Consider the following 21,760-nt stretch of genomic DNA (forward strand, 5'->3'; position numbering starts at 1 on the left):
GAGAGGTTGCAATGATCAATTCACTGGGATTACTGGAAGTGGATGGCATGGTGGCTGCCGTAGATGCGGCGGATGCCATGCTGAAAGCCGCGAACGTGCGTCTGCTTAGCCACCAGGTGCTCGATCCTGGCAGGCTAACGCTGGTGGTGGAAGGCGATCTGGCGGCGTGTCGTGCAGCGCTGGATGCCGGTTGTGCTGCTGCTGCGCGTACAGGACGTGTTATCAGCCGCAAGGAGATAGGACGGCCGGATGATGACACCCAGTGGCTGATCGGCGGTTTTACGCGCCAGCCGAAAAAACCAGAACCGAAGAAATCAGAACCGAAGCCGGAAGTGACATCAGACGTGAAAACAGAGAAGACGCAGGAAGCACCGGTGTCCTCTGAATCCTCTGACGAATTACTGGCGCTGTTAACATCGGTCCGTCAGGGAATGACGGCAGGGGAAGTGGCCGCGCACTTTGGTTGGTCACTTGATAAAGCCAGAATTGCGCTGGAACAGCTCTTTTCTGCCGGAGCGTTGCGTAAACGCAGTAGTCGCTATCGCTTAAAAAATTAACCTGTCGGAGGGCCGGGGGCTTCAGTGAAGCTTCCGGCTTCAAAGGTCATGAAAAAGAAACGTACTGCAAACCTGCACCATCTTTATCATGAAGTATTACCCGAAGACGTTAAACTTACGCCGAAAGTGGAAGTGGACAACGTTCATCAGCGGCGAACAACGGATGTGTATGAGCACGCGCTGACCATTACCGCCTGGCAGCAGATCTACGACCAGCTGCATCCAGGTAAATTTCATGGCGAGTTCACTGAAATCCTGCTTGATGATATTCAGGTGTTCCGTGAATACACCGGGCTGGCGCTACGTCAGTCCTGTCTCGTCTGGCCAAATTCATTCTGGTTTGGTATTCCTGCTACGCGCGGCGAACAGGGGTTTATTGGCACCCAATGTCTGGGTAGCGCTGAAATTGCCACCCGTCCGGGCGGGACGGAATTTGAGCTGAGTACGCCGGATGACTACACCATTCTTGGCGTCGTGATCTCTGAAGAGGCAATCGCTCGTCAGGCTAACTTCCTGCACAACCCGGAAAGGGTGCTGCATATGCTGCGCAACCAGTCGGCGCTGGAAGTAAAAGAACAACACAAAGCCGCATTGTGGGGCTTTGTGCAACAGGCGCTGGCGACGTTTAGCGAGAATCCTGAAAATCTTCACCAGCCTGCGGTGCGCAAAGTGTTAGGGGATAATCTGCTGTTGGCGATGGGTACCATGTTGGATGAAGCCCAGCCGATCATCACCGCCGAGAGTATCAGCCATCAGAGTTACCGTCGGTTGCTGTCGCGTGCGCGCGAATATGTGCTGGAAAATATGTCGGAGCCGCTGACCGTGCTCGACCTGTGCAATCAGCTGCATGTCAGCCGAAGAACCTTGCAAAATGCCTTCCATGCGATCCTCGGGATCGGGCCGAATGCCTGGTTAAAACGCATTCGTTTGAACGCAGTGCGCCGTGAGCTTATCAGCCCGTGGTCGCAGAGTACGACGGTAAAAGATGCCGCGATGCAGTGGGGATTCTGGCATTTAGGGCAGTTTGCCACCGATTACCAGCAGCTATTCGCCGAGAAACCGTCGCTCACGCTGCATCAGCGTATGCGTCAGTGGGCGTGATGAGATTATTGAGTCGGATGCGACGCTTCGCGTTTTATCCGACCTAAGGGACGGTGCCATTTTTGAAGTTGTAGGCCGGATAAGGCGTTAGCCGCCATCAGGCAATGACACCCAGTCGCGCACCTGAATAAACTCGTTAAGGGCGGCTTCCGGGCTGTTCGCTTCCGGCTGCCAGTCATACTCCCAGCGCACCAGCGGCGGCATCGACATCAGAATGGATTCCGTACGCCCGCCGGTCTGTAGACCAAACAGCGTGCCGCGATCCCACACCAGGTTAAATTCCACGTAGCGTCCACGACGATAAAGCTGGAAGTTGCGCTCGCGCTCACCCCAACTCATCACTTTACGCCGCTCAACGATCGGCAGATACGCGTCGGTATAGCCTGTGCCAACTGCTCGCATAAAATCGAAACAGTGGTCGAAGTCCGGGGTATTTAAATCATCGAAAAACAGTCCGCCGATGCCGCGCTGTTCGTTGCGATGCTTAAGGAAAAAGTAGTCATCGCACCACTTTTTGTAACGCGGGTAAACGTCATCGCCAAACGGCTGGCACAGATCAAGCGCCGTGCGGTGCCAGTGAACGGCGTCCTCTTCAAAGCCGTAGTAGGGCGTTAAATCAAAGCCACCGCCAAACCACCAGACCGGATCGGCACCGGGTTTTTCGGCGATAAAAAACCGCACGTTAGCATGACTGGTAGGAATGTACGGGTTGAGCGGGTGCACCACCAGTGACACGCCCATCGCTTCAAAACTGCGCCCGGCCAGTTCTGGTCGATGTGCTGTCGCCGAGGCTGGCATCGCGTCACCATGGACATGGGAGAAATTCACGCCCGCTTGTTCAAAAATCCCACCGTTACGCAGCACCCGGCTACGTCCGCCGCCACCCGCTTCGCGCTGCCAGCTATCTTCAACAAATTCAGCGCCGTCTACGGCAGACAGTTGCTGGCAAATATCATCCTGCAGGCTGAGCAGGAACTGTTTAACGCGCTGGGCATCGGGCTTCATGATTAACGTTTCTTCGAGTGGGCTTTCTGGTTATCAAACCAGTGGAAATAGCTGATAACGCCATTGGCGATGGCGGTGGCAATTTTCTGCCGGAATGCCGTGGTGCCCAGCAGGCGTTCTTCTTCCGGGTTGGTAATAAATGAGGTTTCTACCAGCACCGAAGGAATGGACGGCGATTTTAGCACCACGAAGGCGGCCTGTTCTGTACTGCGGCTGTGCAGACGGTGTACTGGCTTGATCTTCTTCAGGATGTGCGACCCTAAGGTCAGGCTATTTTTAATGGTGTCGGTCTGAACCAGATCGAACAGCACTTGCTGCAGCAAATGATCTTTGCCGGTGGCTTTTTTCCCGGCGACTTCATCCGCGCGGTTTTCACGATCGGACAGATACTTTGCCATGGCGCTACTGGCGCCGCGGTTAGACAGAGCAAAGACCGACGCCCCCGCCGCGCTGGGGTTAGTAAAACCGTCTGCGTGGATGGACATAAACAGGTCGGCACCGTGCTTGTGGGCGATCTCGACGCGGTCGTAAAGCGGAATAAAGGTATCGCCGGAGCGGGTCAGCCGGGCATCGATCCCCTGGCTACGCAGGATGGATCGCACGTTTTTGGCAATCGCCAGCACCACGTGTTTTTCCTTCGAACCGTTGCGACCAATTGCCCCGGTATCAATGCCACCGTGACCCGGATCGAGAACCACAACGCGCTTTGCGCCCGATTTCTTCGCTTTCGGTTTACTGTGACCATTGTTGGTTTTTAGCGCTTCTTCTTTAGCGATAGCTGGCGACATACCTGACAGCGTCAGGGCAGCCAGCCCGGCTTTCAGCACCTGGCGGCGCGATGTGAGAGTTTTTAGTGGTTTAAAAGTGCTCATACGGCCTGAGTTGTAATAAATAAGTTCCAGATGTTATATCGTATCGCGTAGTCCGTTGCGACGGATCGGGATAATAATTGTTTTACTTTTCATTTCAATACGTGACAGTTGCTTATTATGCCATTTTTTACGCCGCTTCGCGTCAGATATTGGCTTAATCAGTTGTTCACGCCATAATCACTATTTTTAGGGCTAAAAAGGGTCTCAATACCATGGAGATACGCGTATTTCGCCAGGAAGATTTCGAAGAGGTTATCACCCTCTGGGAGCGCTGCGACCTGCTGCGTCCATGGAACGATCCGGAAATGGACATTGAGCGCAAGGTGAATCACGACGTCAGCTTGTTCCTGGTCGCCGAGGTGAACGGTGAAGTCGTTGGCACGGTGATGGGGGGTTACGACGGTCATCGCGGCTCAGCGTACTATCTTGGCGTACACCCTGAATTTCGTGCTCGTGGCATTGCTAATGCGCTGCTTAGTCGGCTGGAGAAAAAGCTCATTGCCCGCGGATGCCCGAAGATTCAAATTATGGTGCGTGACGACAATGACATCGTGCTGGGCATGTATGAACGTCTGGGATATGAACATGCTGACGTACTCAATCTGGGCAAGCGCTTGATTGAAGATGAAGAGTACTGAGTTTCATCCCGCCGACTATGACAGTCACGGGCGTCTGCGCCTCCCTGTTTTGTTCTGGTGCGTGCTGCTGCTTCAGGCGCGTACGTGGGTGCTGTTTGTGATTGCGGGATCTTCTCGCGAACAGGGCAACACCTTACTGAATTTGTTTTACCCCGATCACGATGCGTTCTGGCTGGGATTGCTCCCAGGTGTTCCCGCAGTGCTGGCGTTTTTACTCAGCGGGCGGCGTTTTGCATTTCCTGCGCTGTGGCGCTGGCTGCGCGGATTACTGATTTTGGCCCAGTTGGCGTTGCTTTGCTGGCAGCCACTGCTGTGGTTGGGGGGCGATCCGGTCAATGGCGTTGGGCTGGCGCTGCTGGTAGCCGATGTTGTCGCCCTGGTCTGGCTACTGACTAACCCGCGTTTACGTGCCTGTTTTGCCATCGAAAAAGAATAACGGCACTTTTTTATGAAGCCGGACTCCAAGCAACGTTAATTAATAAAGAAAGGATGTGAGATGAAATCGCTGCGTTTGATGTTATGCGCGATGCCGCTGGTACTGACTGGCTGCTCGACGCTCTCGTCGGTGAACTGGTCCGCCGCAAATCCGTGGAACTGGTTTGGTTCTTCGACGGAAGTCACCGAGCAGGGGGTGGGACAACTCACTGCTGCGACGCCGCTGGATGAGAAAGCCATTGCCGATGCGCTGGACGGAGATTATCGCCTGCGCAGCGGGATGAAGACCGACAACGGCAATGTGGTGCGCTTTTTTGAAGCAATGAAAGAAGATAAATTGGCGATGGTGATCAATGGCGATGGGGGGACCATCAGCCGTATTGATGTACTGGACGGCGATATTTCGTCAGCGTCCGGTGCAGAAATCGGTACACCGTTTAGTGACCTTTACACCAAAGCGTTCGGTAATTGCCAGAAAGCGACCGGCGATGACAGTGCAGGTGTTGAGTGTAAAGCTGAGGGAAGTCAGCATATTAGCTACATTTTTTCCGGTGAGTGGAGCGGTCCTGAAGGCATAATGCCGTCTGACGATACGCTGAAAGACTGGAAAGTAAGCAAAATTATCTGGCGGCGTTAATTTGCGTCTGAACAAATCGACAGACTAAAAAAACAGGTAGAATAACGCCCATCAATGCCACGAGGTCGTGGCATCTTTTTTTCAGGAGGAACAATGTCTCAGGTTCAGAGTGGCATTTTGCCAGAACATTGCCGTGCGGCGATTTGGATTGAAGCCAATGTAAAAGGCGACGTTGAGGCTTTGCGCGCTGCCAGCAAAACATTTGCTGATAAGTTGGCGACCTTTGAAGCAAAATTCCCGGATGCCCATCTGGGCGCGGTTGTGGCTTTCGGTAACAAAACCTGGCGCACGCTGAGCGGTGGAGTAGGGGCTGAAGAGTTAAAGGACTTTATCCCTTACGGTAAAGGTCTGGCCCCGGCAACGCAGTATGACGTGCTGATCCACATTCTTTCTCTGCGTCATGACGTGAATTTCTCTGTTGCGCAGGCGGCCATGGACGCCTTTGGTGATTGCATCGACGTGAAAGAAGAGATCCACGGTTTCCGTTGGGTCGAAGAGCGTGATCTGAGCGGCTTCGTTGATGGTACGGAAAACCCGGCCGGGGAAGAGACGCGTCGTGACGTTGCGGTTATCAAAGATGGCGTGGATGCGGGTGGTAGCTATGTGTTCGTGCAGCGCTGGGAGCACAACCTGAAGCAGTTGAATCGCATGAGCATCCACGATCAGGAAATGATGATTGGTCGTACCAAAGAAGCCAACGAAGAGATCGACGGCGACGATCGCCCGGCCACCTCTCACCTGAGCCGCGTGGATTTGAAAGAAGACGGTAAAGGGCTGAAAATTGTCCGCCAGAGCCTGCCATACGGTACCGCCAGCGGTACGCACGGTCTGTACTTCTGCGCTTACTGCGCGCGCCTGCACAATATTGAGCAGCAACTGCTGAGCATGTTCGGCGACACCGACGGTAAACGTGACGCCATGCTGCGCTTCACCAAGCCGGTGACCGGCGGCTATTATTTTGCGCCATCGCTGGACCGCTTAATGGCGCTGTGAGAGTGAGTTGCCGGATGGTGGCATAACGCCTTCTCCGGCCTACACGCTGGCGTAAAATACATCTCCCCGCACCGTCGGGGATTTTTTTTACCTGAAATTAACCTGATTTAGTGAGCCATTTCGCAGCACTGATTTGTTAATGCTGTATCTTCTGCGTGAATGAAGCGGATGCTTCATATTCAAAAGGAGAATATTGAAATGGGAAAACTCACGGGCAAAACAGCATTGATTACGGGCGCATCTCAGGGTATTGGCGAAGGGATTGCCAGAACATTTGCCCGCCACGGTGCGAACCTGATCTTGCTGGATATCTCCGATGAGATTGAAAAACTGGCGGATGAGCTTGTTGGACGCGGTCACCGTTGTACGGCAGTTCATGCGGACGTCAGAGATTTTGCTTCTGTCACGGCGGCGGTAAAACGCGCGAAGAACATTGAGGGCAAAATTGATATTCTGGTCAACAACGCAGGCGTATGCCGCCTCGGCAGCTTCCTTGAAATGAGCGATGAAGATCGCGACTTCCATATTGATATCAACATCAAAGGTGTCTGGAATGTGACGAAAGCCGTTCTGCCGGAGATGGTTGCTCGCAAGGATGGGCGCATCGTGATGATGTCATCCGTCACCGGCGATATGGTCGCCGATCCGGGGGAAACGGCCTATGCGCTGTCAAAAGCCGCGATTATCGGCTTAACCAAATCGCTGGCGGTGGAATACGCGCAATCCGGCATCCGCGTTAATGCGATTTGCCCCGGCTATGTCCGCACGCCAATGGCGGAAAACATCGCGCGTCAGTCTAACCCGGACGATCCGGAATCAGTGTTAACTGAAATGGCAAAAGCCATTCCGCTGCGTCGCCTGGCGTGTCCGCTTGAAGTCGGTGAACTGGCGGCGTTCCTGGCGTCTGATGAGTCCAGCTACTTAACCGGCACGCAGAACGTGATCGATGGCGGCAGCACCCTGCCAGAAAGTGTTAGCGTCGGCGTCTGAGTGATGCTTGTCTCCTCCCCGCGAACAGGGGAGGAGTTACCTCTTATTCTCTTTTCAACTTTCAAATCATCAAACGGTATATAAAACCGTTACTCCTTTTACTCCCGTTATAAATATGATGGCCATAAGAAAGTCATTAAATTTATAAGGGTGCGCAATGGCCGTTAACTTACTGAAAAAAAGAACCCTGACGCTGGCGGCGCTGCTGCTGGTCGGTCAGGCGCAGGCAACGGAACTGCTGAACAGTTCCTATGATGTGTCTCGTGAGCTGTTTGCCGCCCTTAACCCGTCGTTTGAACAGCAATGGGCGCAGGATAACGGCGGTGACAAGCTGACGATTAAACAATCTCATGCCGGGTCATCAAAACAGGCGCTGGCGATTCTGCAGGGGCTTAAAGCCGACGTCGTGACCTATAACCAGGTCACTGACGTACAGATTCTACATGACAAAGGAAAGCTGATCCCCGCCGACTGGCAAAGCCGTCTGCCGAATAACAGCTCGCCGTTCTATTCCACAATGGGCTTCCTGGTGCGTAAAGGGAACCCGAAAAACATCCATGACTGGAATGATCTGGTGCGTTCTGACGTCAAACTGATCTTCCCAAACCCGAAAACCTCCGGTAACGCGCGCTATACCTATCTGGCGGCGTGGGGTGCGGCAGCAAAAGCGGACGGCGGCGATAACGCTAAAACCGAACAGTTCATGACCCAGTTCCTGAAAAATGTTGAAGTCTTTGATACCGGCGGTCGCGGTGCCACCACCACCTTTGCAGAACGTGGGCTGGGCGATGTGCTGATCAGCTTCGAATCAGAAGTGAACAACATTCGTAAGCAGTATGAAGCGCAGGGTTTCGAGGTCGTTATTCCTAAGACCAATATCCTCGCCGAGTTCCCGGTGGCGTGGGTCGATAAAAACGTGCAGGCCAATGGCACTGAGAAAGCGGCGAAAGCCTACCTGAACTGGCTGTACAGCCCGCAGGCGCAGACCATCATCACGGATTACTACTACCGTGTGAATAACCCGCAGGTGATGGATAAGCTGAAAGATAAATTCCCGCAGACCGAGTTGTTCCGCGTGGAAGATCAGTTTGGCGCATGGCCTGAGGTGATGAAAACGCACTTTGTCAGCGGCGGTGAGCTGGACAAACTGTTGGCGGCGGGGCGTAAGTAAATGTTTGCTGTTTCCTCCCGACGCGTGCTGCCCGGCTTTACCTTAAGCCTGGGCACCAGCTTACTGTTTGTCTGCCTGATATTGCTGCTGCCGCTCAGTGCGCTGGTGATGCAACTGGCGCAAATGAGCTGGGCGCAATACTGGGAAGTGATTACCAATCCGCAGGTGGTGGCAGCCTATAAGGTCACGCTGCTGTCCGCGTTTGTGGCCTCGATCTTTAACGGCGTGTTCGGCCTGCTGATGGCGTGGATCTTAACCCGCTATCGCTTTCCAGGTCGCACACTGCTGGATGCGTTAATGGACCTGCCGTTTGCGCTGCCTACAGCAGTGGCGGGCCTGACGCTGGCCTCGCTGTTTTCGGTTAACGGTTTTTACGGCGAGTGGCTGGCGAAACTGGATATTAAAGTAACCTACACCTGGCTCGGTATTGCGGTCGCCATGGCGTTTACCAGCATTCCGTTCGTAGTGCGTACCGTACAGCCGGTGCTGGAAGAGTTAGGCCCGGAGTATGAAGAAGCTGCGGAAACACTCGGCGCCACGCGCTTGCAGAGCTTTCGTAAAGTGGTGCTGCCGGAATTATCTCCGGCGCTGGTTGCCGGGATCGCACTTTCGTTCACCCGCAGCCTGGGAGAATTTGGTGCGGTTATCTTCATCGCCGGGAACATCGCCTGGAAAACGGAAGTCACTTCGCTGATGATTTTTGTTCGCTTACAGGAGTTTGACTATCCGGCCGCCAGCGCGATTGCGTCGGTGATCCTCGGGGCATCGCTGTTGTTGCTGTTTTCGATTAACACCCTGCAGAGTCGCTTTGGTCGACGCGTGGTAGGTCACTGATGGCAGAGATTACCCAATTGAAACGCTATGGCGCGCCCCACATCAACTGGGGGAAATGGTTTCTGATCGGCACGGGTATGCTGGTCTCCGCGTTCATTTTGCTGGTGCCGATGATTTATATCTTCGTGCAGGCGTTCAGCAAGGGATTAATGCCGGTATTACAGAACCTGGCCGACCCGGACATGCTGCACGCTATTTGGCTAACGGTGCTGATTGCGCTGATTGCGGTACCGGTGAACCTGGTGTTTGGCGTGCTGCTGGCGTGGCTGGTCACGCGCTTTAACTTCCCCGGTCGCCAGTTGCTGCTGACGTTGCTGGATATCCCGTTTGCCGTGTCGCCAGTGGTCGCCGGTCTGGTCTATCTGCTGTTTTATGGTTCCAACGGCCCGCTCGGCGGCTGGCTGGATGAGCACAACCTGCAGGTGATGTTCGCCTGGCCGGGAATGGTGCTGGTCACGGTCTTCGTCACCTGTCCGTTTGTGGTGCGTGAGCTGGTACCGGTGATGTTGAGCCAGGGCAGCAATGAAGACGAGGCGGCTATTCTACTTGGCGCATCCGGCTGGCAGATGTTCCGCCGCGTGACCTTGCCAAACATTCGCTGGGCGCTGCTGTACGGCGTGGTGCTGACCAACGCCCGCGCGATTGGTGAGTTTGGCGCGGTGTCGGTGGTGTCCGGCTCGATTCGCGGCGAAACCCTGTCGCTGCCTCTGCAGATTGAATTACTGGAGCAGGACTACAACACTGTCGGCTCCTTTACCGCTGCGGCGTTATTAACGCTGATGGCGATTGTTACCCTGTTTTTGAAGAGCATGTTGCAATGGCGTCTGGAGAACCAGGAAAAACGCGCGCAGCAGGAGGAAAATCATGAGCATTGAGATTGCCAATATTAAGAAGTCTTTTGGTCGCACCCAGGTGCTGAACGATATCTCACTGGATATTCCTTCAGGTCAGATGGTCGCGCTGCTGGGGCCGTCCGGTTCAGGCAAAACTACGCTGCTGCGCATTATTGCCGGGCTGGAGCATCAGTCCAGCGGACATATTCGCTTTCACGGTACGGACGTCAGTCGTCTGCACGCTCGCGAGCGTAAGGTGGGGTTTGTATTCCAGCACTACGCGCTGTTCCGGCATATGACCGTCTTCGACAATATCGCCTTTGGTCTGACGGTACTGCCACGTCGCGAGCGTCCGAATGCGGCGGCGATCAAAGCAAAAGTCACCAAACTGCTGGAAATGGTACAGTTGGCCCATCTGGCAGAACGCTTCCCGGCGCAGCTTTCCGGCGGTCAAAAGCAGCGTGTGGCGCTGGCGCGTGCGCTGGCGGTAGAGCCGCAGATCCTGCTGCTCGACGAACCATTTGGCGCGCTTGATGCCCAGGTGCGTAAAGAGTTGCGTCGCTGGCTGCGTCAGTTGCATGAAGAACTGAAATTCACCAGCGTGTTCGTCACCCACGATCAGGAAGAGGCGACGGAAGTGGCGGATCGCGTGGTGGTGATGAGCCAGGGTCATATCGAGCAGGCCGATGCGCCGGATCAGGTATGGCGTGAACCGGCCACCCGCTTTGTGCTGGAGTTTATGGGCGAAGTGAACCGCCTGCAGGGCACCGTACGCGGTGGGCAGTTCCACGTTGGCGCGCATCGCTGGCCGCTGGGATATACGCCCGCGTATCAGGGACCGGTCGATCTGTTCCTGCGTCCGTGGGAAGTCGATGTGAGCCGCCGTACCAGCCTCGATTCGCCGCTGCCGGTACAGGTGCTGGAAGCCAGTCCGAAAGGTCACTACACCCAATTAGTTGTCCAGCCACTGGGGTGGTATAACGAGCCGCTGACGGTGGTGATGCAGGGCGATAACCCCCCAAGCCGCGGTGAACGTCTGTTTGTGGGACTGCAAAATGCGCGTCTGTATAACGGTGAACAGCGGATTGAAACGCGTGAAACCGAACTTGCTCTGGCACAATCCGCCTGATAGGTTAATTCGCATAGTTATCGCCCGGTGGCGCTATGCTTACCGGGCCTACGGGCTAAATCATGACCTGTAGGCCGGGTAAGCGCAGCGCCACCCGGCATTTTATTGAGCAGAAAACGTGAACACATTAGAACAAACAATAGGCAATACGCCTCTGGTAAAACTGCAACGTCTGGCGCCGGATAACGGCAGTGAAATTTGGGTCAAGCTGGAAGGCAATAACCCGGCAGGGTCGGTGAAAGATCGCGCCGCGTTGTCGATGATTGTCGAAGCGGAAAAACGTGGAGAAATTAAGCCTGGTGATGTGCTGATCGAGGCGACCAGCGGCAATACCGGGATCGCGCTGGCGATGATTGCTGCGCTGAAAGGCTATCGTATGAAGCTGTTGATGCCGGACAACATGAGTCAGGAGCGTCGTGCCGCGATGCGCGCCTACGGTGCTGAGCTGATTCTGGTTAGCAAAGAGCAGGGCATGGAAGGGGCGCGCGACTTAGCCCTGGAGATGGCTCAGCGCGGTGAGGGCACGCTACTCGATCAGTTTAACAACCCTGATAATCCGTACGCGCATTACACCACCACCGGGCCGGAGATCTGGCAGCAAACCTCAGGCCGTATCACTCATTTCGTTTCCAGTATGGGCACCACCGGCACCATTACTGGCGTGTCGCGTTTTCTACGCGAGCAGGACAAACCCGTGACCATCGTCGGATTACAACCGGAAGAGGGCAGCAGTATTCCGGGGATACGTCGCTGGCCCGCGGAATATATGCCGGGGATTTTTAACGCTTCGCTGGTGGATGAAGTACTGGATATTCATCAGGACGACGCTGAGAAAACCATGCGTGAACTGGCGGTTCGCGAGGGTATTTTTTGTGGTGTGAGTTCCGGCGGCGCGGTAGCCGGTGCGCGCCGTATAGCAGAGCAAAACCCTGGTGCGGTTGTGGTGGCGATCGTTTGCGATCGCGGCGATCGCTATCTCTCGACCGGCGTGTTCGGTGAAGAGCACTTCAACCAGGGCGCAGGGATCTAATTTGTCGGCCTGATAAGCGTAGCGCCATCAGGCAAACATACGACACGATCGCCGGATGATGACGTAAAGCGTGTTATCCGGCCTGCAATGTTCAATCGTTACGTTTTTCTACCAGCAAATCAAGGAACTGCCACAACTTCTCGTTCATCTGCGCGTAGTTCCATGCACGCATTTCTGTAACGGATCGAATAAACGGTTTACCTTTGGCATCCGCCAGTTCCTGCTCTGAGTGCTGGATCAGCCCTTCAACCGCTTCGGCAGTGAACTCCATATGGCACTGGAAACCATAGACAAAATTACCGTACTGCACAATTTGTCGTGGGCAACCCTCGCTGGTGGCAAGAACCGTGGCCTGATCGGTTAACCCCGGCATATCGTTATGCCAGTGCCCGACCATCAGCGGTGAACCGAAGTGGGCGATCAGCGGATGCGTTTTACCTGCGTCGGTCAACGTAATGGGGTAATGACCAATCTCTTTTTCCGGGCTTTGACACACTCTCGCCCCCAGAGCCTCACCGATCAGTTGCGAACCGAGACAAATACCGACCACAATCTTACGCGCCGCAATCGCCTGGTTGATCAGGTGCTGTTCAGCCTGAGCATCAAAATATGGGCACTCTGCCAGCGTGGTACGCGGTGATTGCGGGCCACCGAAGACCACCAGCATATCGAAACCGTCGGTACTGGCGGGAACGGATTCTCCGGCGTAAACGCGCGACCAGCTGATGGCGTAACCGCGTTCTTCGGCCCATGGCAGATATGCGCCAGCAGATTCAAATGACTCATGAATAACAAAATGAACTCGCATGTATTCTCTCCGGTTAGCGCTTCAGCGCCTGATGAATATCAGCCGCCAGCCTGGTAATGTCGTGGTCGTCTAATGTTGACAGCGTAATGCGCAGGCCGTGTGACGGCGCATTGATGCCAAATACTTCGCCTTCTCGTACCAGCCAGCCGGCTTTCGCCAGCGCGAAAGCGAGCGACTGGCTGTGGGTCTGTAGCGGCAGCCACAGATTCAGACCATCGCCAGCGGCAAGTTCAATGCCCTGTTGCTGAAGGGCCTGGCTTAGCTTTTGTTGCTGAGCGGCGTAAAACTGCTGAGTCTGCACCAACGTGCGCTGATAGTTCTCATCACTCAGACAGGCGCAGGCCAAATCCTGCAACAGGTGGCTGACCCACTGACTGCCGGCGTTAAGCCGCAGACGCAGTTTTGCCGAGGTATCGGGATCGCTGGCAACGATGGCGAGGCGTAGATCCGGGCCTAATGTTTTTGACATCGAACAGATGACTGCCCAGTGTTTTGTCTGCGGCGCAATCACCGGGTACAACGGGGATGCGGACAGCAGGGCAAAGTGATCGTCGATAATCACCAGCGTTTGCGGGTAACGTGACAGGATATCCTGCAACCGGGCGGCGCGGATAGCACTGAGGCTACAGCCGGTTGGATTGTGCGCGCGCGGGGTCAGGATCACCGCCCGCGCTCCTTTCTGTAGCGCCAGCTCCAGCATGTCTGGCTGCATGCCTTCGCTGTCCACGCTGACCGGGCTTGCTGAGTACCCGGCATAACGCAGCATATTGATGCTGCTTAAAAAGCAGGGATCTTCGACGGCGACGCTATCACCCGGCAGCAAATGGGCGCACAGTAGCCGTTCGATGGCATCAATGGCGCCGCTGGTAATATCAATTTCACCTGGGCCGGGCAGGACATCCTGCATCCATTGCGTCGCCCACGTCTTAAGCCCAGGGGAGACAACCTCGTCGCCATACAAGCGGGGGGAGTTATTTATTTTCGCGAAATAGTGACTCAGGTCGGGGAGGCGTGAAGGCGCAGGATTGCCGCCGGAAAGGTCGGTTAGCGGTGTATCCGGATTCCCCCCTTCCAGCGCAACGGGCGAGGATACGCCCTTGATTACCGTGCCGTTACGTCCCTGGCTAAGTGCCAGTCCGGTAGTGACCAGGCGTTTATAGGCCGCTGCGACAGTATTGCGATTAACGTTTAATACCGTTGCCAGATCCCTGACCGGCGGCAGCGTGTCTCCTGCGACAAGTACGCCTGTAGTGATATGTTGACGAATACTGTCAAAAATTTCGTTAGCGGTTTTTCCGTCGATCATTATTGACCTATGACAAAATGAATTTTAGCATATGACGATAATAGTGAGGCATCAGCCCGCTGTCCAGCGAGAGGAGAGGTTTATGGAGCAGGAGAGTGAAATACAGTCAGTGCTCTTCGACGACAAGCATCGGGCGTTACAAACCGATATCGTCGCCGTCCAGTCACAGGTGGTGTATGGCAGCGTAGGCAACAGTATTGCCGTGCCGGCCATTAAAGCGCATGGGTTACGGGTGACGGCGGTACCGACGGTGCTGTTCAGTAACACCCCACATTATGAAACCTTTTATGGCGGGATTATCCCCGGCGACTGGTTTAATGGTTATCTCATTGCTTTACATGAGCGCGATGCCTTACGTGAACTCAAGGCGGTAACGACCGGCTATATGGGAAGCGCAGAGCAGATAGCGCTGCTCGCACGGTGGCTGGAAACCGTTCGCGCCGCGCATCCAGAGCTGTGTATTCTGGTCGATCCGGTGATGGGTGATATCGACAGCGGGATGTACGTGAAGGCCGAGATTCCGGAGGCGTACCGCACGCACCTGCTCCCGCTGGCGCAGGGCGTGACGCCGAACGTGTTTGAACTGCAAATGCTGAGTGGAAAACCGTGTCGCACGCTTGATGAGGCGATTCTGGCGGCAAAATCCCTGCTCACCGACACGCTAAAATGGGTGGTAATTACCAGCGCACCGGGTGATGTCGAGGAGGTCATCAACGTGGCGGTGGTGACGGCTGAAACGGTTGAGGTGTTAGCCCATCCGCGGGTGAAAACGGACCTCAAGGGAACCGGCGATCTGTTTTGCGCTGAACTGATAAGCGGTATCGTTGCAGGAAAAGCGCTTACCGCCGCCACACATGATGCTGCGCAGCGCGTGCTGGAAGTGATGACCTGGACCCACCTGTGCGGGTGTGATGAATTAATTCTGCCACCGGCAGGGGAGGCGCGATGAAGAGTTATCGGTTGGTGGTTCGCCAGCATGGACGTTTAGTGGGGCATTTTGATACCAGCGGCACCGAGGCGCTGGAAGATATCTGCGTGGCGCGCGCGATGTTTGGTATTGCCGGCGGATATGACTGTGAACTGCTGGTGGCGGATTCAGAAAGACGGATGCTGGAAAGCGGGCCTGAAGGGATGAAAATTTTGATGCGCGAAGCGTGTTACCGCCCGATGACCTCGCAGATTTAATGCCGGATGGTGGCGTGAACGTCTTATCCGGCCTACGATGAGAGTTTCTTTGTAGGCCGGATAAGCGCAGCGCCATCCGGTAAAGTGCTGCCTGATTGCCGGATGGAAGCGTAAACGCCTCATCCGGCCTACGCAGAATTACTTCTTGATGCGGATAACCGGGGTTTCGCCCACGGTCACGCTACCGGACAGTTTGATCAGTTCTTTGATTTCGTCCATGTTGGAGATAACAACCGGCGTCAGGGTAGACTTGGCTTTTTCTTCCAGCAGTGCCAGATCGAATTCAATAACCGGGTCGCCCACTTTAACGCGTTGACCTTCTTCAGCAATACGCTTGAAGCCTTCGCCTTTCAGTTCAACGGTATCAATACCGAAGTGAACGAACAGCTCAATGCCGCTATCAGATTCGATAGAGAACGCATGGTTGGTTTCAAAGATTTTGCCGATGGTGCCGTCTACAGGGGCAACCATTTTGTTACCGGTTGGTTTGATAGCGATGCCATCACCAACGATTTTTTCAGCAAAAACTACATCCGGCACGTCTTCGATGTTGACGATCTCGCCAGAGAGCGGAGCTATAATCTCAATAGTTCCGGTGTCTTTCTTATCATCAGAAACCAGAGATTTCAGTTTATCGAACAAACCCATGATCTTCTCCTAAGCAGTAAATTGGGCCGCATCTCGTGGATTAGCAGATTGTTTTTTCTTCAATGAACTTGTTAACCAGCGTCATTAACTCGTCCGTTGTCGGTTGAGCAAGAGCCTGCTCTGCTAACACCTTCGCATCTTCGAAGTTCGTGTTACGGATAATCTTCTTAATGCGCGGGATAGAAATGGCGCTCATAGAGAATTCGTCCAGACCCATCCCCAGCAACAGAAGTGTAGCACGTTCGTCGCCTGCAAGCTCACCACACATGCCGGTCCATTTGCCTTCAGCATGAGAAGCATCAATAACTTGCTTGATCAGCGTCAGAACAGATGGCGACATCGGTTGGTAAAGGTGGGAAATCATATCATTACCACGGTCAACTGCCAGGGTGTACTGCGTTAAATCATTGGTGCCGATACTAAAGAAGTCAACTTCTTTGGCTAAATGACGTGCAATGGTTGCCGCAGCCGGTGTTTCCACCATCACGCCAATCTCAATGGTTTCGTCAAATGCTTTGCCTTCGTCACGCAGTTCCTGTTTGTAGATTTCGATCTCTTTGCGCAGTGCGCGTACTTCTTCAACAGAGATGATCATCGGGAACATGATGCGCAGTTTGCCGAAAGCAGAGGCACGCAGGATGGCGCGAACCTGGTCACGCAGGATTTCTTTACGATCCAGCGCGATACGAATAGCACGCCAGCCCAGGAACGGGTTTTCTTCTTTCGGGAAGTTCATGTACGGCAGCTCTTTATCGCCGCCAATGTCCATGGTACGCACGATGACCGCCTGCGAGCCACAGGCTTCAGCAACGGCTTTATACGCCGCAAACTGTTCTTCTTCAGTTGGCAGCGAGTCACGGTCCATGAACAGGAATTCGGTACGATACAGACCCACGCCTTCAGCGCCATTACGCTCAGCGCCTTCAACGTCACGCACGGTACCGATGTTGGCGCACACTTCAACCTGATGACCGTCCAGCGTGATAGCTGGCAGATCTTTCAGCTTAGCGAGTTCCGCTTTCTCGGTAGCAACTTGCTCCTGAACGGCACGCAGTTGCTCAATAACGTCGTTGGTTGGATTGACGTAAACCAGATTGTTTACGGCATCCAGAATCAGATAGTCGTCGTTTTTCACCTGAGAGGTGACGCTGCCGGTACCCACGATGGCAGGCAGTTCCAGAGAACGCGCCATGATTGAGGTATGGGAAGTACGTCCACCCGCGTCAGTGATGAAACCCAGCACCTTATTCAGGTTCAGCTGTGCGGTTTCTGACGGTGTCAGATCGGCGGCAACCAGGATAACTTCGTCCTGAATAGCGCTCAGGTCAATAATTGCCAGACCCAGGATGTTACGCAGCAGGCGTTTACCGATGTCACGTACGTCAGCCGCACGTTCTTTCAGGTATTCATCATCCAGCTCTTCCAGAGCGGTGGCCTGACCTTCGATAATTTCATGCGCAGCTGCGTCAGCCGTCATGTGCTTATCTTTAATCAGGGCTATGATTTCCTGCTCCAGCTCCTCATCTTCGAGCAGCATGATATGCCCTTCAAAGATGGCTTCTTTTTCTTCACCGAACGTTTCACCAGCTTTGGTTTTGATCGCTTCCAGTTGCGCAGATGCCTTGGCACGACCGCTCAGAAAACGTTCAACTTCCTGATCAACCTTGTCGGCAGAAATTTTTTTCCGGTCAATGACGATTTCGTCTTCTTTCAGCAGCAGTGCTTTGCCGAAAGCGATACCCGGGGATGCTAAAATGCCTGAAATCATAACCCTACCTTACTTGTGACTGATATTGAAAAGAACTCGTTGAACTTACTCGAGTTCAGCCATCAGTTTAACCAGATGCTCAACTGCTTTCTGCTCGTCTTCGCCTTCTGCGGAAAGGGTAACAACGGTGCCCTGAGTCAGGCCCAGAGTCTGCAGTTTAAACAGGCTTTTGGCGCTAGCGCTTTTGCCGTTGGAAGTCACAGTAATTTCAGACGTAAAGCCTTTTGCTTCTTTAACGAACTGAGCAGCAGGGCGAGTATGCAGACCGTTCGGAGCGGTAATGGTAACTTCTTGCTGGAACATTATATTTCCCCAACTTATAGGTTTAGTGTTGTGGAACTAAAGTCTAGCCTGGCGGCTTAACTTTAGCCTGTATTGTTAGCGTCGACCTAAACAGGTCGCGACACAAAAGGAGTTCGGTGCAATCCGTTGCGGGCAACTTCTTGCCACTGACGTTTCTTTCGTCATTAAACATTATGCCGCGAAAGGAAGAATTGAACCAAATCATTAAATCGATTCAGCTCGCGCTTTTCCTGTAACGATTAATTTCGCGCATCAAAATAATTAGTTTGGTTAAATACCAGTTCCGGCGGGTTGAATCAATGCCAGGTGGGGTGAAACTTTGAAGCAGGCCACAAAAAAGCACCCAAAAGGGTGCTTTTTTACGCGTTTTTAACATGCTGGCATTACTGTTGCAGTTCTTTCTCAGTAAAGAGATCGGCAAACAGTGCAGTGCTCAGATAACGCTCACCCGATGACGGTAGAATAACCACTATATTCTTATTGGTAAAGCTTTCATCTTCCTGGAGTTTAAGCGCGGCAGCAACCGCGGCTCCTGAAGAGATACCTGCCAGAATACCTTCTTCTTCCATCAAGCGACGCGCGGTAGAGATAGCCTCGTCGTTAGTGATGGCGACCACTTTATCAATCAGTTTCAGATCGAGGTTGCCCGGAATGAAACCAGCGCCAATGCCCTGAATTTTATGTGGGCCGGGCTTGAGTTCTTCACCCGCCAACGCCTGAGCGATGACCGGAGAATCTGTCGGTTCTACGGCAACGGTGATCAAATCCGTTTTGCCTTTGGTCCCTTTGATATAGCGGGAAACGCCGGTCAGCGTACCGCCGGTGCCAACGCCGGAGATAAACACATCCACCTGACCATCGGTGTCTTCCCAGATTTCCGGGCCGGTGGTTTTTTCGTGAATTTCTGGGTTAGCCGGGTTACTGAATTGCTGAAGCAGCAGGAATTTTTCCGGATTGCTGGCAACAATTTCTTCTGCTTTCTGAATCGCGCCCTTCATGCCTTTTGCGCCTTCAGTTAGCACCAGATTTGCACCCAGCGCTTTCAGCAGCTTACGACGCTCAATGCTCATCGTTTCCGGCATCGTCAGGGTCAGCTTGTAACCGCGCGCGGCAGCAACGTAGGCCAGGGCAATACCGGTGTTGCCGCTGGTCGGTTCAACCAGTTCAATACCCGGCTTCAGCACACCACGTTTTTCGGCATCCCAAATCATATTGGCACCGATACGGCATTTGACGCTAAAGCTCGGGTTGCGTGATTCTACCTTCGCCAGAATGCGTCCGTTACCGATACGGTTCAGTCGAACCAGCGGCGTATGACCGATAGTCAGCGAGTTGTCTTCAAAAATCTTACTCATGGCCTGTCCTTAACTGTATGAAATTGGGATACCGCATCAGCATACCTGTTGAGAAAGTATGGGGAAGTAAGGAAATCGCATATCTATATGCTGATGAGAAATAATGCCTTGCAGTATGGAATAAGAGCGGGCATAAGACGGCCCGCATTTACACATTTTTGCATTACTTCCATAACGCGTGCTTAGCACGATAGCAATCTACCCACATCGCGGTGGCACCGCAAACGGCAACCGGCATGATAAACATGTTGAGCACCGGGATCAGGGTGAACAGGCTGGTCAGCGCGCCAAACTGCATATTGGTGACTTTGCGCGCGCGCAGGGCGGTACGCATCTCTTTGAACGGCACTTTGTGGTTATCAAACGGGTAATCACAATATTGGATAGCCAGCATCCACGCGCTAAACAGGAACCACAGTACTGGCGCAACGGTCTGTCCAATGCCGGGGATAAAATAGAGCAGCAGCAGTACGACAGCGCGCGGAAGGTACCAGGCCAGCTTTTGCCATTCACGTTTCATAATACGCGGAACATCTTTCATAATACCGAGCACGCCGGTGTCGGGTGGCGTTGCGCCGGTCAGCCGCGCTTCCAGTTGTTCAGCCAGTAAGCCGTTAAACGGTGCCGCGATCCAGTTGGCAAGCGTGGAGAAAAAATAGCCAAATACCAGCAGCACGGAGAATGTCACAATGGGCCACAGCAAATAACTGAGCCACTGTAGCCAGTCCGGAACATGACTCATTAGAGCGGGTATCCAGCTATCCAGTTGGCTAAATAACCACCAGAACGCGCCCCCCATCAGCAAAATGTTCACCAGCAACGGCAGGAGAACAAAGCGACGGATCCCCGGTTGGCTGATGAGCTTCCATCCCTGAGAAAAATAATAAAAACCGCTGCGTGGTACACTTGCAGATGATGAAACCATAGTCGGGACATGCTCCTTGTGGTCTAAGTCCAGGTCAACTTCGCGTATATTACCGGGTTGTTGAGCGTTAAGCTGTTCAGAAATGTTCGAAAAAACAGCAAAAAGCACGATTTTATTCATCTTTATGCTGTGAAAGCCAAGAGTACACTTGCACTAGACGTAATCGGCAAATACTCTTAGTGAGTAAATGTTTGCCGTGGTGGCAAGGTGTTAGAACAACAGAGAATATAATGATGCAGGATTTGCGTCTGATATTAATCATTGTTGGCGCGATCGCCATAATCGCTTTACTGGTACATGGTTTCTGGACTAGCCGTAAAGAACGGTCTTCTATATTCCGCGATCGCCCACTGAAACGCATGAAGTCTAAACGTGATGACGAGGATTCTATCGGCGATAACGTCGAGGAAGACGAAGGCGTGGGCGAAGTCCGCGTACATCGTGTGAATCATGCTCCCGGCAGCGGTCAGGAACATGGTGTTCCTCCTCAGTCGCCGCAACACCAGTACCAGCCGCCTTATGCGTCTGCTCAGCCGCGTCAACCCGCGCAGCAGCCCGCTCAAGCGCCGGTACCGCCGCCGCATGTTCAGCCTGTGCAGCAGCCTGTACAACCGGTGTCGCATCAGCCTGTACCACAGCAGCCGATGCAGCACCAGCCGGTCGCGCCGCAAGTTCAGCAGCCGGTGCAGCATGCGCCACAGCCTGCACCGCAGGCCTTCCAGCCAGCCGAGCCTGTCGTTGAGCAACCGCAGCCAGAGCCGGTCGTTGAGCCAGCGCCCGTTGTGGAAAAACCGCAGCCTAAAGAAACGGTCATTATTATGAACGTGGCGGCACATCATGGTAGCGAACTCAATGGTGAAGTGCTGCTCAACAGCATTCAGCAGGCAGGCTTTAAATTTGGCGATATGAATATTTTCCATCGTCATCTGAGCCCCGATGGCAGCGGCCCGTCACTGTTCAGTCTGGCCAATATGGTGAATCCGGGGACATTCGACCCTGAGATGACTGGCGATTTCACTACGCCTGGCGTGACTATCTTTATGCAGGTGCCGTCCTACGGGGATGAGCTGCAAAACTTTAAGCTGATGCTGCAGTCAGCGCAGCACATCGCCGATGAAGTGGGGGGTGTGGTGCTCGACGATCAACGTCGCATGATGACGCCGCAGAAACTGCGCGAGTATCAGGACCGCATCCGCGACGTTATAGAATCTCACGCCTGATTGCCCTCTGGCGTGAC

General features: G+C 53.8%; 24 protein-coding genes. 15 read left to right on the plus strand and 9 right to left on the minus strand.

What is annotated here, in order from left to right; translation table 11 throughout:
• Positions 1 to 11 precede the first annotated feature (11 nt).
• Positions 12 to 557: an ethanolamine utilization microcompartment protein EutK gene (gene eutK, locus FDW98_RS08015; protein ID WP_096756236.1), complete on the plus strand. Its 546-nt coding sequence runs from the start codon at positions 12 to 14 to the stop codon at positions 555 to 557.
• 48 nt (positions 558 to 605) lie between these two features.
• Complete coding sequence (eutR, locus tag FDW98_RS08020; protein WP_096756237.1) at positions 606 to 1,658, plus strand: HTH-type transcriptional regulator EutR; 1,053 nt, start codon at positions 606 to 608, stop codon at positions 1,656 to 1,658.
• A gap of 87 nt (positions 1,659 to 1,745) precedes the next feature.
• On the opposite strand, the gene hemF is transcribed toward eutR, so the two are convergent.
• The gene (gene hemF, locus FDW98_RS08025) at positions 1,746 to 2,663 is read right to left on the minus strand and encodes an oxygen-dependent coproporphyrinogen oxidase (RefSeq protein ID WP_096756238.1); all 918 of its coding nucleotides are present in this window, start codon (positions 2,661 to 2,663) and stop codon (positions 1,746 to 1,748) included.
• A gap of 2 nt (positions 2,664 to 2,665) precedes the next feature.
• Positions 2,666 to 3,535, minus strand: a complete 870-nt coding sequence (gene amiA / locus FDW98_RS08030) for an N-acetylmuramoyl-L-alanine amidase AmiA (RefSeq protein ID WP_096756239.1) — start codon at positions 3,533 to 3,535, stop codon at positions 2,666 to 2,668.
• A gap of 212 nt (positions 3,536 to 3,747) precedes the next feature.
• Between amiA and FDW98_RS08035 the strand changes: the two genes are divergently transcribed.
• The 10 genes from FDW98_RS08035 (at position 3,748) to cysM (ending at position 12,225) form a co-directional block, all read left to right on the plus strand.
• Positions 3,748 to 4,173, plus strand: coding sequence for a GNAT family acetyltransferase (locus tag FDW98_RS08035; protein WP_096756240.1), 426 nt, complete (start codon positions 3,748 to 3,750; stop codon positions 4,171 to 4,173).
• Positions 4,160 to 4,609: a DUF2919 domain-containing protein gene (locus tag FDW98_RS08040; RefSeq protein ID WP_096756241.1), complete on the plus strand. Its 450-nt coding sequence runs from the start codon at positions 4,160 to 4,162 to the stop codon at positions 4,607 to 4,609. Before FDW98_RS08035 ends, FDW98_RS08040 begins: the two co-directional genes overlap by 14 nt.
• 60 nt (positions 4,610 to 4,669) lie before the next feature.
• Positions 4,670 to 5,245 (plus strand): RpoE-regulated lipoprotein, encoded by a 576-nt coding sequence (locus FDW98_RS08045; RefSeq protein ID WP_096756242.1) that lies wholly within the window; start codon positions 4,670 to 4,672, stop codon positions 5,243 to 5,245.
• 93 nt (positions 5,246 to 5,338) lie between these two features.
• Positions 5,339 to 6,238, plus strand: coding sequence for a porphyrinogen peroxidase (yfeX, locus tag FDW98_RS08050; RefSeq protein WP_096756243.1), 900 nt, complete (start codon positions 5,339 to 5,341; stop codon positions 6,236 to 6,238).
• Positions 6,239 to 6,436: 198 nt separating this feature from the next.
• Entirely contained in the window at positions 6,437 to 7,228 is a 792-nt protein-coding gene (gene ucpA / locus FDW98_RS08055) for an SDR family oxidoreductase UcpA (protein ID WP_096756244.1), read from the plus strand.
• A gap of 157 nt (positions 7,229 to 7,385) precedes the next feature.
• Entirely contained in the window at positions 7,386 to 8,399 is a 1,014-nt protein-coding gene (gene cysP / locus FDW98_RS08060; RefSeq protein ID WP_096756245.1) for a thiosulfate/sulfate ABC transporter substrate-binding protein CysP, read from the plus strand.
• Positions 8,400 to 9,233: a sulfate/thiosulfate ABC transporter permease CysT gene (gene cysT / locus FDW98_RS08065; protein WP_096756246.1), complete on the plus strand. Its 834-nt coding sequence runs from the start codon at positions 8,400 to 8,402 to the stop codon at positions 9,231 to 9,233.
• The gene (cysW, locus tag FDW98_RS08070) at positions 9,233 to 10,108 is read left to right on the plus strand and encodes a sulfate/thiosulfate ABC transporter permease CysW (RefSeq protein ID WP_096756247.1); all 876 of its coding nucleotides are present in this window, start codon (positions 9,233 to 9,235) and stop codon (positions 10,106 to 10,108) included. Before cysT ends, cysW begins: the two co-directional genes overlap by 1 nt.
• Entirely contained in the window at positions 10,098 to 11,195 is a 1,098-nt protein-coding gene (gene cysA, locus FDW98_RS08075) for a sulfate/thiosulfate ABC transporter ATP-binding protein CysA (RefSeq protein ID WP_096756248.1), read from the plus strand. The genes cysW and cysA overlap by 11 nt, the downstream gene beginning before the upstream one ends.
• Positions 11,196 to 11,313: 118 nt before the next feature.
• Positions 11,314 to 12,225 carry a cysteine synthase CysM gene (gene cysM / locus FDW98_RS08080; protein ID WP_096756249.1) on the plus strand — a complete coding sequence of 304 codons (912 nt, stop codon included), beginning with the start codon at positions 11,314 to 11,316 and terminating at the stop codon, positions 12,223 to 12,225.
• Positions 12,226 to 12,316: 91 nt separating this feature from the next.
• Here the strand turns inward: cysM and FDW98_RS08085 are convergent, their stop codons facing one another.
• Positions 12,317 to 13,033: a type 1 glutamine amidotransferase gene (locus FDW98_RS08085; protein WP_096756250.1), complete on the minus strand. Its 717-nt coding sequence runs from the start codon at positions 13,031 to 13,033 to the stop codon at positions 12,317 to 12,319.
• 13 nt (positions 13,034 to 13,046) lie between these two features.
• Complete coding sequence (gene ptsJ, locus FDW98_RS08090; protein WP_096756251.1) at positions 13,047 to 14,339, minus strand: transcriptional regulator PtsJ; 1,293 nt, start codon at positions 14,337 to 14,339, stop codon at positions 13,047 to 13,049.
• An 82-nt stretch (positions 14,340 to 14,421) separates the two neighbouring features.
• Here ptsJ and pdxK point away from each other — a divergent pair, with 82 nt between their 5' ends.
• Complete coding sequence (gene pdxK, locus FDW98_RS08095; RefSeq protein ID WP_096756252.1) at positions 14,422 to 15,288, plus strand: pyridoxine/pyridoxal/pyridoxamine kinase; 867 nt, start codon at positions 14,422 to 14,424, stop codon at positions 15,286 to 15,288.
• Positions 15,285 to 15,524: a cytoplasmic protein gene (locus FDW98_RS08100; protein ID WP_096756253.1), complete on the plus strand. Its 240-nt coding sequence runs from the start codon at positions 15,285 to 15,287 to the stop codon at positions 15,522 to 15,524. The genes pdxK and FDW98_RS08100 overlap by 4 nt, the downstream gene beginning before the upstream one ends.
• Before the next feature lie 138 nt (positions 15,525 to 15,662).
• Here the strand turns inward: FDW98_RS08100 and crr are convergent, their stop codons facing one another.
• The 5 genes from crr to cysZ form a co-directional block, all read right to left on the minus strand.
• The gene (gene crr / locus FDW98_RS08110) at positions 15,663 to 16,172 is read right to left on the minus strand and encodes a PTS glucose transporter subunit IIA (protein WP_049841435.1); all 510 of its coding nucleotides are present in this window, start codon (positions 16,170 to 16,172) and stop codon (positions 15,663 to 15,665) included.
• 40 nt (positions 16,173 to 16,212) lie between these two features.
• Positions 16,213 to 17,940: a phosphoenolpyruvate-protein phosphotransferase PtsI gene (gene ptsI / locus FDW98_RS08115; protein WP_096756254.1), complete on the minus strand. Its 1,728-nt coding sequence runs from the start codon at positions 17,938 to 17,940 to the stop codon at positions 16,213 to 16,215.
• A 45-nt stretch (positions 17,941 to 17,985) separates the two neighbouring features.
• Positions 17,986 to 18,243: a phosphocarrier protein Hpr gene (ptsH, locus tag FDW98_RS08120; protein ID WP_002913505.1), complete on the minus strand. Its 258-nt coding sequence runs from the start codon at positions 18,241 to 18,243 to the stop codon at positions 17,986 to 17,988.
• Between the two features lie 383 nt (positions 18,244 to 18,626).
• Complete coding sequence (gene cysK / locus FDW98_RS08125) at positions 18,627 to 19,598, minus strand: cysteine synthase A (RefSeq protein WP_096756255.1); 972 nt, start codon at positions 19,596 to 19,598, stop codon at positions 18,627 to 18,629.
• A gap of 163 nt (positions 19,599 to 19,761) precedes the next feature.
• A complete protein-coding gene (gene cysZ, locus FDW98_RS08130; RefSeq protein WP_096756256.1) occupies positions 19,762 to 20,523 on the minus strand; it encodes a sulfate transporter CysZ in 762 nt (253 codons plus the stop codon).
• Positions 20,524 to 20,753: 230 nt separating this feature from the next.
• Here cysZ and zipA point away from each other — a divergent pair, with 230 nt between their 5' ends.
• Positions 20,754 to 21,743: a cell division protein ZipA gene (zipA, locus tag FDW98_RS08135; protein ID WP_096756257.1), complete on the plus strand. Its 990-nt coding sequence runs from the start codon at positions 20,754 to 20,756 to the stop codon at positions 21,741 to 21,743.
• The last annotated feature ends 17 nt before the right edge of the window (positions 21,744 to 21,760 follow it).

The sequence above is a fragment of the Citrobacter sp. wls711 genome (assembly GCF_005281055.1).
Taxonomy (GTDB): Bacteria; Pseudomonadota; Gammaproteobacteria; order Enterobacterales; family Enterobacteriaceae; genus Citrobacter; species Citrobacter gillenii.

Excerpts from the sequence above, each read along its gene's own strand:
- cysP (WP_096756245.1), top strand. The coding sequence starts at position 7,386 with ATGGCCGTTAACTTACTGAAAAAAAGAACCCTGACGCTGGCGGCGCTG.
- FDW98_RS08045 (WP_096756242.1), top strand. The coding sequence starts at position 4,670 with ATGAAATCGCTGCGTTTGATGTTATGCGCGATGCCGCTGGTACTGACT.
- ucpA (WP_096756244.1), top strand. The coding sequence starts at position 6,437 with ATGGGAAAACTCACGGGCAAAACAGCATTGATTACGGGCGCATCTCAG.
- ptsI (WP_096756254.1), bottom strand. The coding sequence starts at position 17,940 with ATGATTTCAGGCATTTTAGCATCCCCGGGTATCGCTTTCGGCAAAGCA.
- cysK (WP_096756255.1), bottom strand. The coding sequence starts at position 19,598 with ATGAGTAAGATTTTTGAAGACAACTCGCTGACTATCGGTCATACGCCG.
- FDW98_RS08035 (WP_096756240.1), top strand. The coding sequence starts at position 3,748 with ATGGAGATACGCGTATTTCGCCAGGAAGATTTCGAAGAGGTTATCACC.
- yfeX (WP_096756243.1), top strand. The coding sequence starts at position 5,339 with ATGTCTCAGGTTCAGAGTGGCATTTTGCCAGAACATTGCCGTGCGGCG.
- FDW98_RS08040 (WP_096756241.1), top strand. The coding sequence starts at position 4,160 with ATGAAGAGTACTGAGTTTCATCCCGCCGACTATGACAGTCACGGGCGT.
- eutR (WP_096756237.1), top strand. The coding sequence starts at position 606 with ATGAAAAAGAAACGTACTGCAAACCTGCACCATCTTTATCATGAAGTA.
- crr (WP_049841435.1), bottom strand. The coding sequence starts at position 16,172 with ATGGGTTTGTTCGATAAACTGAAATCTCTGGTTTCTGATGATAAGAAA.
- hemF (WP_096756238.1), bottom strand. The coding sequence starts at position 2,663 with ATGAAGCCCGATGCCCAGCGCGTTAAACAGTTCCTGCTCAGCCTGCAG.
- pdxK (WP_096756252.1), top strand. The coding sequence starts at position 14,422 with ATGGAGCAGGAGAGTGAAATACAGTCAGTGCTCTTCGACGACAAGCAT.
- cysZ (WP_096756256.1), bottom strand. The coding sequence starts at position 20,523 with ATGGTTTCATCATCTGCAAGTGTACCACGCAGCGGTTTTTATTATTTT.
- ptsH (WP_002913505.1), bottom strand. The coding sequence starts at position 18,243 with ATGTTCCAGCAAGAAGTTACCATTACCGCTCCGAACGGTCTGCATACT.
- ptsJ (WP_096756251.1), bottom strand. The coding sequence starts at position 14,339 with ATGATCGACGGAAAAACCGCTAACGAAATTTTTGACAGTATTCGTCAA.
- FDW98_RS08100 (WP_096756253.1), top strand. The coding sequence starts at position 15,285 with ATGAAGAGTTATCGGTTGGTGGTTCGCCAGCATGGACGTTTAGTGGGG.
- cysA (WP_096756248.1), top strand. The coding sequence starts at position 10,098 with ATGAGCATTGAGATTGCCAATATTAAGAAGTCTTTTGGTCGCACCCAG.
- FDW98_RS08085 (WP_096756250.1), bottom strand. The coding sequence starts at position 13,033 with ATGCGAGTTCATTTTGTTATTCATGAGTCATTTGAATCTGCTGGCGCA.
- cysW (WP_096756247.1), top strand. The coding sequence starts at position 9,233 with ATGGCAGAGATTACCCAATTGAAACGCTATGGCGCGCCCCACATCAAC.
- amiA (WP_096756239.1), bottom strand. The coding sequence starts at position 3,535 with ATGAGCACTTTTAAACCACTAAAAACTCTCACATCGCGCCGCCAGGTG.
- zipA (WP_096756257.1), top strand. The coding sequence starts at position 20,754 with ATGATGCAGGATTTGCGTCTGATATTAATCATTGTTGGCGCGATCGCC.
- cysT (WP_096756246.1), top strand. The coding sequence starts at position 8,400 with ATGTTTGCTGTTTCCTCCCGACGCGTGCTGCCCGGCTTTACCTTAAGC.
- eutK (WP_096756236.1), top strand. The coding sequence starts at position 12 with ATGATCAATTCACTGGGATTACTGGAAGTGGATGGCATGGTGGCTGCC.